Origin of the sequence: Micromonospora sp. DT231, assembly GCF_049847025.1 — a bacterium.
Lineage (GTDB): Bacteria > Actinomycetota > Actinomycetes > Mycobacteriales > Micromonosporaceae > Micromonospora.
In genome coordinates this window covers 1,013,127-1,029,258 of record NZ_JBNCNO010000001.1, presented here as the reverse complement: position 1 = coordinate 1,029,258, position 16,132 = coordinate 1,013,127, and the positions used below count along the sequence as shown (strand labels likewise).

At 72.3% G+C, this 16,132-nt stretch carries 20 protein-coding genes; 8 read left to right on the top strand and 12 right to left on the bottom strand.

Annotated features, from left to right (window positions below; translation table 11 throughout):
* Nucleotides 1-3 precede the first annotated feature (3 nt).
* Entirely contained in the window at nt 4-1,209 is a 1,206-nt protein-coding gene (locus ACPXBU_RS04695; RefSeq protein WP_425756648.1) for a low temperature requirement protein A, read from the bottom strand.
* Nucleotides 1,196-1,654 carry a hypothetical protein gene (locus ACPXBU_RS04690; protein ID WP_393374705.1) on the bottom strand — a complete coding sequence of 153 codons (459 nt, stop codon included), beginning with the start codon at nt 1,652-1,654 and terminating at the stop codon, nt 1,196-1,198. Before ACPXBU_RS04690 ends, ACPXBU_RS04695 begins: the two co-directional genes overlap by 14 nt.
* A gap of 148 nt (nt 1,655-1,802) precedes the next feature.
* On the opposite strand from ACPXBU_RS04690, the gene ACPXBU_RS04685 reads away from it, so the two are divergent.
* Entirely contained in the window at nt 1,803-3,506 is a 1,704-nt protein-coding gene (locus tag ACPXBU_RS04685; RefSeq protein ID WP_425756646.1) for an acyl-CoA dehydrogenase family protein, read from the top strand.
* 31 nt (nt 3,507-3,537) lie between these two features.
* Nucleotides 3,538-4,710: a PQQ-binding-like beta-propeller repeat protein gene (locus ACPXBU_RS04680; RefSeq protein ID WP_425756644.1), complete on the top strand. Its 1,173-nt coding sequence runs from the start codon at nt 3,538-3,540 to the stop codon at nt 4,708-4,710.
* 8 nt (nt 4,711-4,718) lie between these two features.
* Here ACPXBU_RS04680 and ACPXBU_RS04675 read toward each other — a convergent pair whose 3' ends face one another.
* Nucleotides 4,719-5,564, bottom strand: coding sequence for an LLM class flavin-dependent oxidoreductase (locus ACPXBU_RS04675; RefSeq protein WP_425756642.1), 846 nt, complete (start codon nt 5,562-5,564; stop codon nt 4,719-4,721).
* Nucleotides 5,565-5,637: 73 nt separating this feature from the next.
* Here ACPXBU_RS04675 and ACPXBU_RS04670 point away from each other — a divergent pair, with 73 nt between their 5' ends.
* Entirely contained in the window at nt 5,638-6,009 is a 372-nt protein-coding gene (locus ACPXBU_RS04670; protein WP_425756640.1) for a VOC family protein, read from the top strand.
* A gap of 11 nt (nt 6,010-6,020) precedes the next feature.
* On the opposite strand, the gene ACPXBU_RS04665 is transcribed toward ACPXBU_RS04670, so the two are convergent.
* From ACPXBU_RS04665 to ACPXBU_RS04630, 8 genes are all read right to left on the bottom strand, one after another.
* Nucleotides 6,021-7,019: a tyrosine-type recombinase/integrase gene (locus tag ACPXBU_RS04665; RefSeq protein ID WP_393374696.1), complete on the bottom strand. Its 999-nt coding sequence runs from the start codon at nt 7,017-7,019 to the stop codon at nt 6,021-6,023.
* Between the two features lie 67 nt (nt 7,020-7,086).
* Nucleotides 7,087-7,512, bottom strand: a complete 426-nt coding sequence (locus ACPXBU_RS04660) for an Hsp20/alpha crystallin family protein (RefSeq protein WP_393374694.1) — start codon at nt 7,510-7,512, stop codon at nt 7,087-7,089.
* 102 nt (nt 7,513-7,614) lie between these two features.
* Nucleotides 7,615-8,109: a GNAT family N-acetyltransferase gene (locus ACPXBU_RS04655; protein ID WP_425756638.1), complete on the bottom strand. Its 495-nt coding sequence runs from the start codon at nt 8,107-8,109 to the stop codon at nt 7,615-7,617.
* 41 nt (nt 8,110-8,150) lie between these two features.
* Nucleotides 8,151-8,564, bottom strand: coding sequence for a DUF6069 family protein (locus ACPXBU_RS04650; protein ID WP_425756636.1), 414 nt, complete (start codon nt 8,562-8,564; stop codon nt 8,151-8,153).
* Nucleotides 8,565-8,641: 77 nt separating this feature from the next.
* A complete protein-coding gene (locus tag ACPXBU_RS04645) occupies nt 8,642-9,118 on the bottom strand; it encodes a MarR family winged helix-turn-helix transcriptional regulator (RefSeq protein ID WP_393374688.1) in 477 nt (158 codons plus the stop codon).
* 52 nt (nt 9,119-9,170) lie between these two features.
* The gene (locus tag ACPXBU_RS04640; RefSeq protein ID WP_425756634.1) at nt 9,171-9,686 is read right to left on the bottom strand and encodes a DUF2087 domain-containing protein; all 516 of its coding nucleotides are present in this window, start codon (nt 9,684-9,686) and stop codon (nt 9,171-9,173) included.
* A 213-nt stretch (nt 9,687-9,899) separates the two neighbouring features.
* Nucleotides 9,900-10,091: a DUF397 domain-containing protein gene (locus ACPXBU_RS04635; protein ID WP_425756632.1), complete on the bottom strand. Its 192-nt coding sequence runs from the start codon at nt 10,089-10,091 to the stop codon at nt 9,900-9,902.
* Nucleotides 10,082-10,849 carry a DUF5753 domain-containing protein gene (locus ACPXBU_RS04630; RefSeq protein ID WP_425756630.1) on the bottom strand — a complete coding sequence of 256 codons (768 nt, stop codon included), beginning with the start codon at nt 10,847-10,849 and terminating at the stop codon, nt 10,082-10,084. The genes ACPXBU_RS04635 and ACPXBU_RS04630 overlap by 10 nt, the downstream gene beginning before the upstream one ends.
* A gap of 240 nt (nt 10,850-11,089) precedes the next feature.
* Here ACPXBU_RS04630 and ACPXBU_RS04625 point away from each other — a divergent pair, with 240 nt between their 5' ends.
* The 5 genes from ACPXBU_RS04625 to ACPXBU_RS04605 all read left to right on the top strand — a co-directional run bounded on the left by ACPXBU_RS04625 (nt 11,090) and on the right by ACPXBU_RS04605 (nt 15,148).
* Nucleotides 11,090-11,383, top strand: coding sequence for a hypothetical protein (locus ACPXBU_RS04625; RefSeq protein ID WP_425756711.1), 294 nt, complete (start codon nt 11,090-11,092; stop codon nt 11,381-11,383).
* Nucleotides 11,383-11,625, top strand: a complete 243-nt coding sequence (locus ACPXBU_RS04620; protein WP_425756628.1) for a flavin reductase — start codon at nt 11,383-11,385, stop codon at nt 11,623-11,625. The genes ACPXBU_RS04625 and ACPXBU_RS04620 overlap by 1 nt, the downstream gene beginning before the upstream one ends.
* Before the next feature lie 165 nt (nt 11,626-11,790).
* Complete coding sequence (locus ACPXBU_RS04615) at nt 11,791-12,708, top strand: SDR family NAD(P)-dependent oxidoreductase (protein WP_425756627.1); 918 nt, start codon at nt 11,791-11,793, stop codon at nt 12,706-12,708.
* Nucleotides 12,678-13,604, top strand: coding sequence for an NAD(P)-dependent oxidoreductase (locus ACPXBU_RS04610; RefSeq protein ID WP_425756626.1), 927 nt, complete (start codon nt 12,678-12,680; stop codon nt 13,602-13,604). The genes ACPXBU_RS04615 and ACPXBU_RS04610 overlap by 31 nt, the downstream gene beginning before the upstream one ends.
* A gap of 275 nt (nt 13,605-13,879) precedes the next feature.
* Nucleotides 13,880-15,148: an MFS transporter gene (locus ACPXBU_RS04605; protein WP_425756624.1), complete on the top strand. Its 1,269-nt coding sequence runs from the start codon at nt 13,880-13,882 to the stop codon at nt 15,146-15,148.
* A gap of 107 nt (nt 15,149-15,255) precedes the next feature.
* Here the strand turns inward: ACPXBU_RS04605 and ACPXBU_RS04600 are convergent, their stop codons facing one another.
* On the bottom strand, nt 15,256-15,750 hold the full coding sequence (locus tag ACPXBU_RS04600; protein WP_425756622.1) for a CAP family protein: 495 nt from the start codon (nt 15,748-15,750) through the stop codon (nt 15,256-15,258).
* Between the last annotated feature and the right edge of the window lie 382 nt (nt 15,751-16,132).

Here is a 16,132-nt window from a genome sequence, read left to right as displayed (position 1 = left end):
GGGTCAGGACGGTCCTCGGGCGGCGGCGGACCGTACCCGCGACCGGTCGGCCACGATCACGGCGACGGTCACCGCCAACGCCAGCGCGGCGCACACCGCGACGGGCACGCCCAGCCCCACGCAGACCGGCACCAGCGCCAGCAGCACCAGCACGGCGGTGATTCGGCTGGTCGGCGGGCGTCGCCACAGCCACGCCGTGTAGGCGGCGTGCCCGGCGAGGAACAACGCCGGACCACCGAGGACGAACAGGGCGGCGACGGTGGTGGTGGGCGCGCCGGGCTCCCGCAGCAGCAGCTCGTCGCCCGCCGAGGCGACGATCACCCCGGCGACGATCACCGGGTGCAGGTAGTTGAACGCGACCCGGCTCAACGCGCCGGTACGCTCGCCCGCCCCCGCGATCACCTCCGTCGCGGCCGGGGCCGACCGGGCGAAGTACACCCACCACAGCGCCACCGAACCGGCGAACGCCAGCAGGAACGCCCCCGCCGTGGCCAGGTCCACGTGCGAGGTGAACGTGCTGCCGGTGACCAGGATCGACTCGCCCAGCGCGATCAGGACGAACGCCGAGGATCGTTCGGCGAGGTGCCCACCCTCCACCATCCACCGTTCGGCGTGGGTGCGACCCCGCCCCGGCAGCGGGTAACCGCTGGAGAGGCCGACGACCTCGATCACGATCACCGTCGCCCACAACGCCTCCCGGGCGACCCCGTCGACCAGGCCGCCGAGCACCACGAGCACCGACGTCGCGAAGAACCACGGCAGCAGGTGCTGAAATCCGTCGACCAGCCACGGGCTGCCCTGCACCGCCCACATCGCGACCAGGGAGCGGCCCACCTGCACGGCCACGTAGACCACCGCGAAGAGCAGACCGGTGTCGGCGAACGCCTGCGGGATCGCCGCCGACATCGACAGGCTGCCCAGCGCCACCCCGATCAGCAGGACCCGCACCGGCCCCTGATCCGGTTGCAACCAGTTGGTCAGCCAGGTGGTGTAGACCCAGACGAACCAGACGAGCGCCAGCAACAGCGCCGTACGTCCGGCGCCCCGCCAGTCCGGGTGCTCGATCAGGTAGTGCGACAGCTGGGTGACGCTGAAGATGAAGACCAGGTCGAAGAAGAGTTCCGTCGAGGTGGTCGGCTGCACCCCCGTGCGCGGGCGCAACAGCCAGGGACGTACCGGGGTGATGGCCGGTGGCTCAGAAGGGGTCACCGCACACCCGCCAGTCCCCGCTCTCACGGACCACCGGCAGGCGTCGTTCCTCGCTGAGCCCGCCGTCGCGGGTCACCTTCACGGTCACCGTGCCGTGCGGTCGTCCGCTGCGGGTGGCGACCGACACGTCGGTGATCTCGTAGTCGGTGACCATCGGCGGTGTCCGTACCCAACTGGTGAAGCCGATCGCGCTCCACCGGCTGCGCGCGTCCGCGCAGAGCCGGTCGTACGCCCGGTCGCTGTCGCCCAGGGCCACCTCGCTGAGGAAGTCGTCGGCGGTGTCCCGGATCGGGCCGGCGGCCTGGCGGACGGTTTGCAGGTTCCAGGCGGCCAGCCCGGCCACCCCGACGCAGCACAGCGCCACACCGAACCCGGCGAACGCGAGCCCGGTGCGCATCGGGCGGTTGCGCCGGGCCGGTCGGCTCCAACCCTGGCCGGCACCCACGACTACCGACCGTAGAGAACACGATCGCGCTCACGTGCGACAAGTCGGAAATCGACCGAACCCGGGTGGGTGCGACCGCCCTGTTCGGATCGGCCACGGATCGTCTACCGTCGGCGCACACCCCCCGAGCAGTGCCAGGAGTCGATCGATGAGCCGCTTCGTGCAGCCGGTGCCACCTCCCGTCGACCCGTACGCCGGTGACGGCCTGCTGCGTTCCTGGCTGGAGCGACACCTCGGACCGGATGGGCACGCCGCCGCGAAGGGACGCCTCGCCGACCTGGCCGCCGACGTCACCGGGCCGCTACGCGCGGCGCACGCCGACGCGGAGGCGCACCCGCCGACGCTTGTCCGCTACGACCCGTGGGGCGCGCGGATCGACCGGATCGACACCTCCGCCGGTTGGCAGGCGCAGCGCGCCGCCGCCGCCCGGCACGCCGTGGTCGCGCTTCCCTACCTGACCGACGCGCGCGGCACCTGGGGCGCCGCCGCGCGGGTCGTGCAACACGCCCTGCTGCACCTGTACGGGCCGGAGTCGGCGACGTTCTCCTGCCCGGTGGCGATGGCCGACGGGGCGGCGGCGCTGCTCAGCATGCCCGACGTGGACGCCGGGGTCCGCGACGCGTGGCTGCCCCGACTGGTCGCCACGGACCCGGCCACGGCGATCACCAGCGGGCAGTGGATGACCGAGTCGCAGGGCGGCTCCGACCTGGGCCGGTCGAGCACGGTCGGCCGACCCGCGGCGGACGGGTCCTGGCGGCTGACCGGGGAGAAGTGGTTCTGCTCGGCCGCCGACGCGGCGATGGCGGTGGCGCTGGCCCGGCCGGAGGGCGCCGGGCGCGGCAGCCGGGTCCTCGCGCCGTTCCTGGTCCCCCGCTACGCGGCCGACTCGCCGTTGAGCATCGGCGGGGCGCCGGGCGCGCCCGCGTCGGGGGTCATCGTGCGCCGCCTCAAGGACAAGCTCGGCACCCGCGCGCTGCCCACCGCCGAGATCGGTCTGCACGACGCGTACGCGCTTCCGCTGGGTGATCCGGCGGTGCCCGGCCTGGTCCGGGCGATGACCCTGGTCGTGGTGACCCGGGTGCACAACGCCGCCGCGGCGGCCGGTGGGATGCGACGCGGGTTGGACTACGCCCGCGCGTACGCCGAGGTGCGGCACGTCGCCGGCGGGCCGCTGGTGTCCTCGCCGCTGCACCGGGCCACGCTGGGCACCCTCGCGGTCGACGCGGCGGGCGCGTTCGCCCTCGCTGGGCACGCGTTCGCCCTGCTGGGGCGGGTCGAGGTCGGCGCGGACCCGGCGGCCGCGGCGGAGCTGCGGATCGTGGCGCCGCTGGCGAAGCTGGCCACCGGCCGGCTGGCCGTCAGCTCCGCCAGCGAGTACGTGGAGAGTTTCGGTGGGGCCGGTTACGTGGAGGACACCGGCGTGCCCCGGTTGCTGCGCGACGCGCAGGTGCTGCCGATCTGGGAGGGCACCACGAACGTGCTGGCCCTGGACGTGCTGCGCGCGTTGACCCGCGAGGACGCCGGGACGCCGGTGCTGGGCCGGCTCGCCGCCGCGGTCGACCTGGCCCGACCGCTGTCGCCGACGCTTGCCGACACGCTGGCCGCCGCCGCCGCGCGGTTGGGCGACACGATCACCTCGGTGACGGCCGATCCGGGCGCCGCCGCGGTGCAGGCCGGTGCCCGTGGTCTGGCGCTGCGCCTGGCGTACGCGCTGACCACCGCGTTGCTCGTCGAGCACGCCGCGTGGGGTGACGAGCAGGCGGAGTTGGCGGCCCGGCTGTGGGCGCGGCGTTGGCTGCGGCACGAGGAGATCGCCGAGGACGCCCACCACCACCTGGAGTTGCTCTGCTGAGACGGGCGGCGCGAGCGGACGGGTGGCGCGAATGTCGGTGCTGATCGAGCTGGGTGACGACCGGGGCGTGCCCCTGGACGAGCACCCGCCACCGCTGCGGCTGTCCCGCCGGTGGCGGGTGGCGGTGCTGGTGGCGGTCTGTGCGCTGCTCGGCGGTGCCGCCCCGGCCGCGCGGCTGACGCCCTCGGTCGCGCTGGCGGTGCCCGCCCGGGCAACCGTGCTCGGCGCGGGGCCGCTGCTGCTGGTCGTCGACCCGGACTCGAACCCGCCGACGGTGAGCGCCTACGACTCGGCCGCGCCGGACGGCCCGCCGCGGTGGCGGGTCACCGTGCCACCCGCCGCGGGATGGTTCGCCGAGGTCGCCGGTGACCTGCTGCTGCTCGTCGAACGCGACCAGGCGCGCGGGGCGCGGATGACCACCGCGCGGTCGATGCGTACCGGCCAGCAGGTGTGGCAACGACCCGAGCGGGTGTACGCGGCCGGGGACGCCGCGGTCGCGGTGAGCGAGGTGCGCAGCGCCTCCGAACCGGGACGGCGGGTCGAGGGCACCGTGCACGGCGTCGACCGGACCACAGGCGCGACCCGGTGGTCGGTTTCGCTGCCGTCCACGGCGGTGCTCCGGGCGTTGCCCGGCCTACCCGGGCGGGTGCTGCTGGTGCGCGACGACGGGGTGGCCCGACTGCTCGACGCCCGCGACGGCACCGAGCACGGGCGGGGACAGCTTCCACCGGCCGACTACGGCCCGGACAACCCCCAGGTCGTCGGCGCACACCTGGTGCTGCGTCATCCCAGTGGCGACGCGGTGACGCTGACCGGGTACGACCTGCCAGGGCTGGCGCCGCGGTGGCAGGCGCCGGCGGAGCCGGGTGAGCTGACCATGCGGCCCTGCCAGGGCCTGATCTGCGGGCAGGACGAGCAGGGACGCTGGGCGATCGACGCGGGCACCGGGGCGCGGGTGTGGACGTGGCCGGCCGGGGCGCGCTGGCGCACGGTGGCGGGCCCGCTGGTGCCGGCGGAGCCCCTGGTGGTGCTGGGAATGGCGGCGGACGGCAGGAGTTCGCTGGTCGCCACGCTGGGACGCGACGGTCCTCGGGTGTCCATGGTGCTTCCGGCGGGTCTGACCAACTGCCGACGGGCCGGCACCGGTCTGATCTGCCGCGACGGCACGGCCCGCGTCACGTTCTGGCCGCTCGCGGTCCCCTGATCCGGCGGTCAGCGCAGGGGGCCCCGGGCGACGGCGGCGCGCATCGTCGCCGGATCGCCGGGCGCGACGAACTCCAACCACCAGGTCGCGCCGGCCGCCGCGAGCTGATCGACGTAGGCGCGTTCGGCGCGTTCGTCGGGTCGTCGCCGCCGGCCGCCGATCGCCACGTCGAACGGCTGGCCGTCGGCGCGCGTCGGTGGCAGGGCGCTGACCAACTCGCGGACCTCGTCGGGGGTGAAGTCGGACCACCCGTCGGTGTCGGTGAGCTTGTACGGCACGATGCCGTCGGCGCGGGCCGCGCGGCGGCGCACCGCCCCGGCCTGCATGCTGCCGCCGACCCAGACCGGCACCCGGGGCGACTGCACCGGCGCGGGTCGTAGCGCGACCCCGTCGGCGCGGTAGTGGGTGCCGTGGTGGTCGACGCGCTCGCCGCTGAGCAGCCCAGTCAGCAGGTCGAGACCCTCGTCGAGCATCGCGGCGCGCACCGCCAGCTCGGTCTGCTCGCCGAACGCGGCCAGCCCACGGTCGGCGGGGTCCCCGACACCGACCGCCACGGTGGCCCGGCCCGCGCTGAGATGGTCGAGGGTGAGGACCTCCCGCGCCAGTTTCGCCGGCCGGCGTCGGGGCAGCGCGGTGACCGTGGTGCCCAGCCGCACCCGGTCGGTGCGGCCGGCGATCGCGGTGAGCACCAGCCACGGGTCGTAGGTGGACGGCTCGTCGCCGGAGTAGTAGATCAGATAGTCCTCCAGGAACACGCCGTCCCAACCGGCGTGCTCGGCCAGCTCACCCAGCTCCACCAGAGTCGACGCCTCGATGGTGGCGCCACCACAGGAGATCTCCAGTCCGTGTCTCATCCGTCGACCGTAGGACGAGGGTCCGACGCGCAGGCGCGCCGAACCTGTCGGGGGTCGGCGACATACTGCTGGCGTGACAGTCTCCGCAGACCTCGCCATGGTCAATCTCGACAGTTCCGACCCCGCCGGCCACGCCGCGTTCTACCACCAGGTGCTCGGCTGGGAGGTCACCCACAGCCAACCCCAGTACGCGATGATCAACTTTGGTGGCGTCTCCATCGGCTTCGGTCTGGTCGAGGGCTACCAGCCGCCGGCCTGGCCCGATCCGGCCGGCGACAAGCGCTACCACCTGGATCTCCATGTCGACGACCTCGCGGCGGCGGAGGCCACGTTCGTCGCGGCGGGCGCGTCCAAGCCGGATTTCCAGCCCGGCGGCGACAGGTGGGTGGTGCTTCTCGACCCGATCGGCCAGCCGTTCTGCATCTGCCTCCGCCCCCAGAGTTGAGCGGGCGGCCGTCAGCTGCGGCGGCGGGACCGGGCCGCCCACACCACGTAGGCCGGGTCGCGGTCGAGGTTGTGCCGGTCGCGGTCGTAGCGGCGGGTGGTGCGCGGGTCGGCGTGACCCATCGCGTCCTGCACGTCCTCCAGTGGCACGCCCTCGGAGCGGGCGGTGGTGGCGAAGGCGTGCCGCAGGGAGTGCGGCGACAGCTTCGCCCAGGCCGGGATGCCGGCGGCGCGGGCGAGCCGGCGGACCATCCGGAACACCGAGTGCCGGTCCAGCCGGGCACCGCTGGCGGTGACCAGCAGCGGTCCGGTCAACTGGGGCACTGACACGCCGGTGGCGGCGGCCCGCTGGGCCAGGTAGGCGTCCACGGCGTACCCGCTGCCGGGGGTGAGGGCCCGGCGGCGTTGCTTGCCGCCCTTGCCGACGAAGCGCACGCTGCGATGGCCGCGTTCGGTGCCGAGGTCGGTCAGGTCCAGCGAGATCAGCTCCCCGACCCGCAGGCCCAGGTCGGCGAGGAGCGCGATCGCCGCCCGGTTGCGCAGGGCGGTCGGGCCGGTGTCCGCGTCGGCGGCGCCGAGCAGGGCGTCCACCTCCTCCGGGGTGAGCCCGAGGGTGGCGGAGTGGTCCCGGTCGACGCGGGGACGGTCCGCCCCGGAGACCGGGTTGGCCGCCACCGCGCCCAACTTCACCAGGAAGTCGTACCAACTGGACAGCGCGGAGAGCCGCCGCGCCACGGTCGCCGGGGTCAGCGGTCGGCCGCTGCGGGCGGCGACGGTGGACTCCAACGCGCGCGCGTAGTCGTTGACGTGCAGGAACGTGGCCCGCAGCGGGTCGAGGTCACGCCCGGCGCACCAGGTGAGCCAGCCGGTGACGTCGCGCCGGTACGCGTCGCGGGTGTGCTCGGACAACCGCCGGTTACGCAGCCACGCCTCGGTGACCTCGACGGGTCCACTCGGCAGCGCGGGTGGCGCGGACGGGCGGGCCAGCACCGGAGCGTCGGAGAACACCATGTGAAAAAGGCTCTCAGCCTCGGGTGGGATCAGCGTGCAGGCGCGCCGATCCCACCCGACATCGTGATCATGCGTTGATCTGCCGACGCCCGTCGCCGTTGGCGGTGATGGTCACGCGGCGGGGCTTGGCGCGCTCGGCGACCGGGATGCGCAGCGTCAGCACCCCGTGCTCGTACCCGGCTTCCAGCTTGTCGGTGTCCAGTGTGTCGCCCAGGAACAGTTGCCGGGTGAAGGTGCCCATCGGGCGTTCGGCGGCGACCAACTCGACGCCGTCGCCACTGGCCCGGCGACGCTCGGCGCGGACGGTGAGCACGTTGCGCTCGACGGTGCAGTCGATGGTGTCCGGGTCGACGCCGGGCAGGTCGAACGCCGCGTAGAAGTGGTCGCCGTCGCGGTAGGCGTCCAGGTGCATCATCGCGGGACGGGCCGCCGTACCGAAGAACTGCTCGGCGAGCCGGTCGATCTCGCGGAACGGGTCGGTACGCATCAACATGGTCATGCCTCCTCGGATCTCCTGGCCGAAGGTGTTGAGTTGAGCCGGGGTGACTCAACTTCCTCTTCTTATTTAGCGCACCCGCCGACCGGCGTCAACCGCTCAGGACAACCGCTTCTCGAACCAGTGCTCGGCGTAGGGACCCTGCGAGTACGCCGGGATCTCCGCGTAGCCGTGCCGGGCGTACAGGGCGCGGGCCTCGACCAGGTCGGCGCGGGTGTCGAGTCGAATCCGGTCCGCGCCGGCCGCCGTGGCCCGCTGCGCAACGGCGGCCAGCAGCGCGGCGCCGCCACCCGCGCCCCGATGGGCGGGTCGGACGAACACCCGGGTCAACTCGGCCCAGCCCGAGTGCCAGCGCAGCCCGGCGCAGCCGGCCAGGTCGTCGCCGCGGTGGGCGAGCAGCAGCAGGCCGTCCGGGTGGGTCAGGTCGTCGCTGGGCATCTCGGCGAGCGCCTCGTCGACCTCGCCGGGCAGGGCCGGGCGATGGTGATAGCGCTCCACCATCTCGGTCATGTACTCGCGCAGCAGCAGCAGCGCGTCGGGCTGGTCGGGTCGGCTGGCGCTGATCGTCCAGATTGGCCGGGCGGTGGTGGTCACCAGTCGATCATCGCCACCCGGTCAATCGCTTATCGAGGCGGTCAGCGACGGTGGGCCGGCAGCAGGGCGATCAGGGGGATCGCCACGGCCAGGTGCGTCGCGCCGAGGGTCAGCTTCGCGCCGCCGGTGGCCTCGACGCCGAACAGCGGGACGAGGGACACCAGCGTCACCACCACAGCGAGGGAGATCCAGACCGGGCGGGCGACCCGTGGGGCGAACCGCTCCAACAGCGCCAGCGCCGCCCAGCCGAGCAGGGCGGCCCCGAGGGCGACGGTGACGATCGCGCCAGCTCCGAGGTCGATGGCGGGTTGACCCGGACTCTCGACCGTGTAATCGACTCCGGCCAGCGCGCCGATCGCCCAGATGGCCAGGGCGGCCACCACGGCGGCGGCGACGCCGAGGGCGCGGCGGCGCAGGGTCGAGGTGGTGGGGGACGTGACGGCGGTAGCGCTCATGACGGCTCCTCGTTCAGGGGGAAACGAACGAGTACGACCGTAGCAGATAGTCTTGTTCGGAACTATCTTTCTCGGACCTAACAGCCGGAGCGGGCCCCCGGCGCGTACGGGGAGGTGGTGGCCAGCGGGCCGCTCACCAACGCCAGCAGGGCTCGCAGGAAGGCCTCCCGGTCCTGCTCGGGCAGGGTCGCGAGCAGGTCGTCCTGGATGCGCCGGACCACCTGCCGTGCCCGTTGCAGAACCTGCTCCCCCGCCGGCGTCACCACGACCAGCCGGGCCCGCCGATCCGTCGGTGACGGACGGCGCTCGGCCAGCCCGGCCCGCTCCAACTGGTCGAGCGTGACGACCATCGTGGTCTTGTCCACGCCGCACCGTTCGCCGATCTCCCGCTGGGTCAGCTCGCCGGTGTGCGCCTGCGCCAGCACGTAGTGCGCCCGCGGCGAGATGCCCATCTCGGTCAGCCCCGCGGCGTGCTCGGTCTGCAACGCGTGACTCGCCCAGGAGAGCAGGAACAACAGATCCGGTGGGCCGTCGGCGGGCGTGCAGGAGGTCATGCGCCGAGGCTAGCAAGATGCTCCGTGACCAGACGGTTTGCGCCGTCGACGATCAGGGCCGTTGGTAGATGCCGTGCGCGCGGGTGAGCAACTGCTCGTCGACGAGATACCGACGCAGCGTGGCGTGGTCCGACCCGCCCGCCACGCACCACGCCTTGAGCGCCTCGTCGACGGCCCGCTCCGGATAGCGGGCGCCCGGCTCGAACGACCGCTCGGCGATGTGCGTGAGCAGGACGCGCCGCCGTTTCGGCTGCGCCGGCAGACCCACCAGGACGTCCCCGCGCAGAAAGGTCCGCAGCACCGGATCGGCGGCCGGGTCGGTGTCGTCGGCCGGGCGGCTGTCGCGGGCGGCCGCCCGCAACGACGCCTCGTCGGCCGCGAGCGCGCCGTCCGCGCCGGCGACGAGGCCCGCGTCGGTGAGCCGGCGAACCCCGCTGAGCACGACCCGCGCCGGCAGGCCGGTGCGCTCGGCGACCTGCGCCGCGCTTGTCGCGCCGAGCACGATCGCCGCGAAGATCCGTCGTCGTCCGTCGTCGGCCAGGGCCCCGGCCAGAGTGTGCGCAGTCACGCCGGTCACCCTCGCATCGGAGGTACGCGGACCGCCAGGCGATTTCCCGGCGCGTTCGGCCGGCCGCCGGCTGGGGTGGTGTCGCTGGGGTACGCGCTGACACCGCTGGCCGCCGACCCCGTGGGCGGCCGTCGGCGTCCGGTGAGCCGGACCGTGCGCGCTCACGCGAAAGGCCCCCGACCAGCGCCGGGAGCCTGTGTGCGATGTGCTCGGTCAGCAGGCGTCGCGGGTCATCGCGACGAAGCCACGCCACGCCTGCGGGCTGAAGGTCAGGGTGCCGCCGTCGCGATCCTTCGTGTCCCGCACGAGGACCACTCCCGGGAGGTTGTCGGCGACCTCGACGCAGTCACCGCCGTTGCCGCCGCTCCTCGTGCTCTTACGCCACCGCGCGCCGCTCAGGTCCATGATGCTGCCGCTTCTCTCAGAAGGTCCAAGGAACGCCCTCGGGGCAGTGCCTCTCCGCGAATACGCTCCCACCGTCGTTCCAGGTTAACAAGCTCCGATGGCTGGTCGAGGATCTGCGCCTGCGCCGGGCCGTCGACGTGCGCGACCCGCGACCCGTCCGGCATGTCGGCGATGGTGAACGGGCCGTCCAGACCGGGATAGCTGGGCGCGTCCGCCGGAACGATGTGGAGCTGGACGCTGTCGGTCTCGGCGTGCCCGAGCAGGCGGGTGAGTTGCGCCGCCATCAGGGCGCGGTCGTCGCCGACGCGTCGCCGGAGCACCGCCTCGTCCAGCACGGCGATCAGCAGCGGCCCGCTGTCGCGGGTGAGGATCGCCTGCCGGGCGATCCGCGCCGCGGCGAACTCGTCGACCGCGTCCGCTCTCAGCACCCCACCCGCCAGGGTCGCCCGCGCGTACGCCTCGGTCTGCAACAGCCCGGGCACCCAGGCGAGTTGAAATGACCGCAGCGTCACCGCCTCGCGTTCGATGTCGACCCACCGCCGGAACCACACCGGCTCGCGACGACGGACCACGTCCGGCCAAAGCGCATCGGTGTCTTTTGCCAACAACTCCGCGACCGTGGACCGGTGTCGATTCTGCGGAATGTGGCCCGGGTTCGCCCACCTCGCGACGGTCTTGGGGTGCACACCGATGCGACCTGCGAGGCTCTCGGCCGTGTGACCCGCCTCGGCGAGCGCCGCGACAAAGGCATGGTTCACGCCGTCCCTCCTTTGGAACAAATCAACCGTCCAAAGAAGATTGCATAACGCTGTGTGATTGTCCAGCAACTCCCGGAAAGGTGCGGTGTAGACGGCGCGGCCGGCAGGGACCCGAACCCGGCGGACGCGTTCGTGGCGGGGCCGCCCCGACGGGGCGGCCCCCTTCCCAACGCCAGCCAGGGGGCATCGATGCCAGCCGAGAAAGCCGGAGCAGCGCCGGCCGACACCACCGGAGCCGCGATGACCGGCACCCTGCGGGCGGGGGACGTGATCCTGCTGAGCACCGCCGCCAGCGTCCAGTTCCGCACACCGATTGTCGTCCGGGTCATCCGCGAGTTGCCCGACCGACACACCTACGACGGATGGCTCTGGCTCGACGCCTACGAGCTGAACCCGAAGGGCGAGGCGATCGCACGGCGCGAACTGTTCGTCATGCGTGCGGGCGTACGGATCCAGGCGTTGTCCCCGCGCCGGGCCACCGCGACCCGCCGGCCCGCACCCAGCCGGCGTACCGGTCCCGTGGGGGTCGGCTGATGCCCCGCCCGCCGCACTCGCCGTTGCGGCCGTCGTGGCGGTGCCGGGTCTGTGGCATCCGGTGGCCGTGTTCGGCCGCGAAGCTGCGCCTGCTCGGCGAGTACCGCGAGGATCGTCCCGGCCTGTTGGCCCACCTGGCAGCGCTTCAGCAGACAGCCGCAGCCGACCTCACCACGCTCAACCCGGGGAGCACGCCGCCCGACCTCACCCCGCGATTCGTCGGCTGGGCCGAAGCCCGGTAGCCACTCGCCGGCACACCGTCAGGTGTCGCATCCCGGCGGCGGCGGTGCAGGCCCACCCGCGTCGCGAGCCTGGTCCTGCGACGACCAGGAAAAGCGGGACCACGCCTGAATCCGTGGGATGCGGGAAGAGTGGGTCACCGGGCACGACCGAGAGGAATGGGACACATGGCACAGCGCATCGAGACCCCGTTCGGGTTCAGCTCCACGGCGGCCGACGTGCTGGCTGGCGTGGACCTGACCGGCAAACGCGCGATCATCACCGGCGGTGCGGGCGGAATCGGCGTCGAGACCGCCCGCGCCCTCGCCGGCGCGGGCGCCGAGGTGGTGTTGGCGGTCCGTCGCCCCAGCGCCGCCGAAACCGCCGTTGCGGACATCACGGCGATAACCGGAAACGCCGGTATCAGCGCTCGGGAACTCGACCTGGCCGACCAGGGGTCGGTGCGCAGATTCGTCGACGGATGGAACCAGCCACTGCACATCCTGGTGAACAACGCCGGGATCATGGCGCTGCCGCACCTACAGCGCACCGCCGAAGGCTGGGAGATGCAGTTCGCCACCAACTTTATGGGCCACTTCGCGCTGACCGTCGGGCTGCACGACGCGTTGGCCGCCGCCGGAGGCGCACGCATCGTCTCGGTCGCCTCCAGCGGGCACCTGTTCTCCCCAGTCGTCTTCGACGACCTGCACTTCCGATTCCGCCCGTACGACGCGTTCCTCGCGTACGGGCAGTCGAAGACCGCGGAGGTGCTGCTCGCTGTCGAGGCGACCCGGCGCTGGTCCGGTGAGGGCATCTACGCCAACGCGCTGAACCCCGGTGCCATCGCGACGGGCCTGCAGAAGCACACCGGCGGGCTGCGTACGCCCAAGGAACTGCACAAGACTCCGGAGCAGGGCGCGGCGACCACCGCCCTGCTGGCCGGCTCGCCACTCGTCGACGGCGTCGGTGGGCGCTACTTCGAGGACGCCACCGAAGCCCTGGTGGTCGAGGAGATGCCTGCCGACTACACGGGCGTCGCCCGGTACGCGCTTGATCCCGCCAACGCGCAGCGGCTGTGGGACGTCGCCCTCGGGCTCCTCGGCTGAGCACGTCTGGCGGCCCCGGAACCCCGGTGCCGGCCGACCTCAGGAGAAGGGAACAGGCAATGACGATCGTCGGATTCATTGGACTGGGGGATCAGGGCGCCCCGATGGCCCAAGCGGTCAGTGAGCGCTTCGAACTGCACGTGTGGGCCCGCCGTCCGCAGTCGTTGGAGGCGCTCACCGGATACACGTACACGGTGCAGGAGAGCGTCGCGGCCCTCGCCGGCGCGGTCGACGTGCTCCTGCTGTGCCTGCGCGACGACGGCGACATCCGTGATCTGCTGGACAACCAGCAACTCCTGGAAGGGCTGCGTGCCGGCACCGTGGTGGTCAACCACGGCACCGGCGACCCGGGCGAGGGCGCCGCGCTCGCCGAACGGTTCGCGGCGGGCGGCATCCCGTTCCTCGACGCGCCGGTGAGCGGTGGCGGGCCCGGCGCGAAGGCGCGGACGTTGACCACGTTCGTGGGTGGTGAGCACGACGCATACGACCGCTGCGTGCCGATCTTCGAGACGTTCTCCCGGACGGTGGTCCACATGGGCGACTCCGGAACCGGCCAGTTGACGAAGCTGTTGAACAATTCGATGACGATGAGCAACCTCAAGAACGCGGCCGACATGCTGCGCATCGCCGCTCAGCTGGACGTGAAGATCGGCCCGTTGGTCGAGGCGATCTCGGTCAGCAGCGGGGCAAGCTTCATGCTCGGCGCGTTGAACACCGAGATCACTCCCGACATCGCCCCGCACCTGCAGACGCTCATGCGCAAGGACATCGAGCACTTCGCCGACGCGGTCCGCGCGCGCGGGGTCGACCCGAGCGAGCTGCACGACCGCGGCTTGGCCGGCGCGAACGGGCTCGTCGAGGCGGTCGGAATCGTCGCTGGCAGCCCACCGGCCTGACCCGGTTCCGCACACGCGGCACAGGATCACGGCACCGCCCCGCGACCGAGGTCCAGGGAGCTACGAGACGACCCGCAAGCCAGCTCTTCCACGGCAACGCCGGCCAGTTGACGCCGCACCCGGTCGACGGAGTCCGTCGAACCACACGGTCCGGCGACAATTAATGCCGCGCCCAGCGGCACTGCGTTGACTACCGTCACACGGGTCGGGTCGGTGGACGGCATCGCCCGCAGCTCACGTCGCACCTCAGCTCTCGGGTGACAGAGGAGATCGACATGTCCGACGCGGCAGACACCGCGTCGTTGCGTCCCACTCAACTGCTTCGCCGCAGTCGACCTCTTCGTGCTCTCTTCTCGGCCCGGCTCGTCTCGTACGCGGGCGATTCGCTCAGCCTTGTCGCGCTCATGTTGCACGTCAGCGAGACGACCGGAAAGGCAGTCGCGGTCTCCCTCCTGCTGCTCGTCGGAGATCTCGCGCCCTCACTGTTGGGTCCCTTCAGCGGGGCCCTCGCCGACCGGCTCAACCTCCGGCGGCTGATGGTCGCCTGTGAACTCGTCCAGGCCGCGGTGCTGCTGGTGATCGTGGTGACACTGCCGCCGCTGCCGGTGCTGCTGGCCCTCGTCGCGATTCGCGCCACCGCCTCGCAGATCTTCCAACCGGCGTCGCGGGCGGCGGTGCCCGCGCTTGTCGCCAACCGCGACCTGGAGACCGCCAACTCCACAGTCGGGTTCGGCTCGAACGCGGCGGAGGCGGCCGGCCCGCTCCTCGCCGCGGCCCTGTTCCCGCTGGTCGGTCTGCGTGGCGTGCTGCTCGTCGACGCGGTGTCGTTCCTCGTCTCGGCCGTGCTGCTCGCGACGCTCCCCTCGATCCCGGCGGTGACCCAGGAGGGGCGCCAGCCGTCCCTGCTGCGGCAGGCCCGATCGGGAATCGGCTATCTGCTGAGCGTCCCGACGGTACGGGTGATCTTCCTGGGCTTCACCGCGGTGGTCGCCTTCAACGGGGTCGACGACGTGGCACTGCTGGTGTTGGCCCGGGACACCTTCGAGGTGGGCAGTTGGGCGGTCGGGTTGCTGCTGGGCGCGGTCGGCGTCGGGCTCGTCGTCGGGTACGCCATGTTGTCCCGATGGGGCACCCGGGCGTCGATGCCGCTGCTGCTGATCGTGGGCTTCGGGGTCAGCAGTCTCGGGAACCTGCTGACCGGGCTCGCCTGGGCCGTCGCCGCCGCGATCGCCCTCCAGGGGGTCCGTGGGCTCGGACTGGCGGCCATGGACGTCGCCTCCAGCACGCTGCTGCAACGGACGGTCCCGCCGGGCATGCTCGGCCGGGTCTTCGGAAACCTGTACGGCGCGATCGGGGTCGCCGCCGCGCTGTCCTACCTCGCCGGTGGCCTGCTGCTCGACGTCACGTCCGCTCCGGTGACCCTGGTGGTCGCGGGCGTCGGCGGCCTGGTGGCCACCGGCATCGTCGCGCTACGACTGCCACCGGCGATGCGACCCAAGGACGGTGCGACGACACCCGCGCCGACCATCGAGGAGATCGGCTGATCAGGAGGTCCGCGTCGCTCGGGAATGATGGACGTCGGCCACTCGACTGACGCGGAACGGGGCGCACCGGCCATCGCCGGAACGCCCCGCTGCGAGGGGTCCGAGTGTCAGCTCGCGGGCCCCACGCTCATCACGTACTGGCCCTCCATGTTCCCGGGCGGCGAGAAGTTGGCCACGATGAAGGTCTCCCACCACTTCGTGCCCTGGCCGGCGACCCGCCCTACGCCCAGCTTCGTGGTGTTCTTCCACACCAGTGCGGTGAAGTGCCCGATGGCCTTCGTGGCGTCGATGGGTTCGCCCGTGGCGAAGTTGTAGTTGCTGTTCTCGGCGTACCAGTTGTCTACCGCGGCAGTTCCCGAGCCCGCCGTGGGGCCGGTCGAGGCGCCCGCCCAAGAAGCGTTCTCACCGGTGTCCGGTCGCAGGCCCTCATGGGTGAGCTTGGTGGCCTCGGCCATGAAGGATGCCCGCGACTTCGCATACTCCACGAGTTCCGGGTCGAGGGTGAGCGGCGGCGATCCGTGCCGTGCCCGCAGTTGGTTGATCTTGGTCAGTACCTCTTGCAGGAACTCGTCGTTGGTGCGATCAGAGAATCCAGCTCGCATGACGTGACACCCTTCTGGAAGACGAACGGCGGAAGATCTGCCCCCTTCGCGGGCTGCTCGACCCCTGGACGGCTCGCACCGCGGGCCGGGCGGCCATCGGCAGCCTTCCATTCGCCAACACGAAAAGACCATCACTGACGGTGACGCATCAATGACAGAGCGACAAGTCAGGGGTCTCGCCGGTGCACCGGGGACGAGACACCGCGGCGCATCCGCCCGCACCGCCCCAGGTGACCGGGGTACCCGGGCGTGGACGTCGGCGTCAGCCGCACGTTGGTCTGGACCCGGAACGACATCAGTGGCGGGACAGCGAATTTCCTCTTCTCTGTCACAACGGCGATTTCGCACCCCGCCGCGTTGACCTCGTTCACCGCGAACTGCC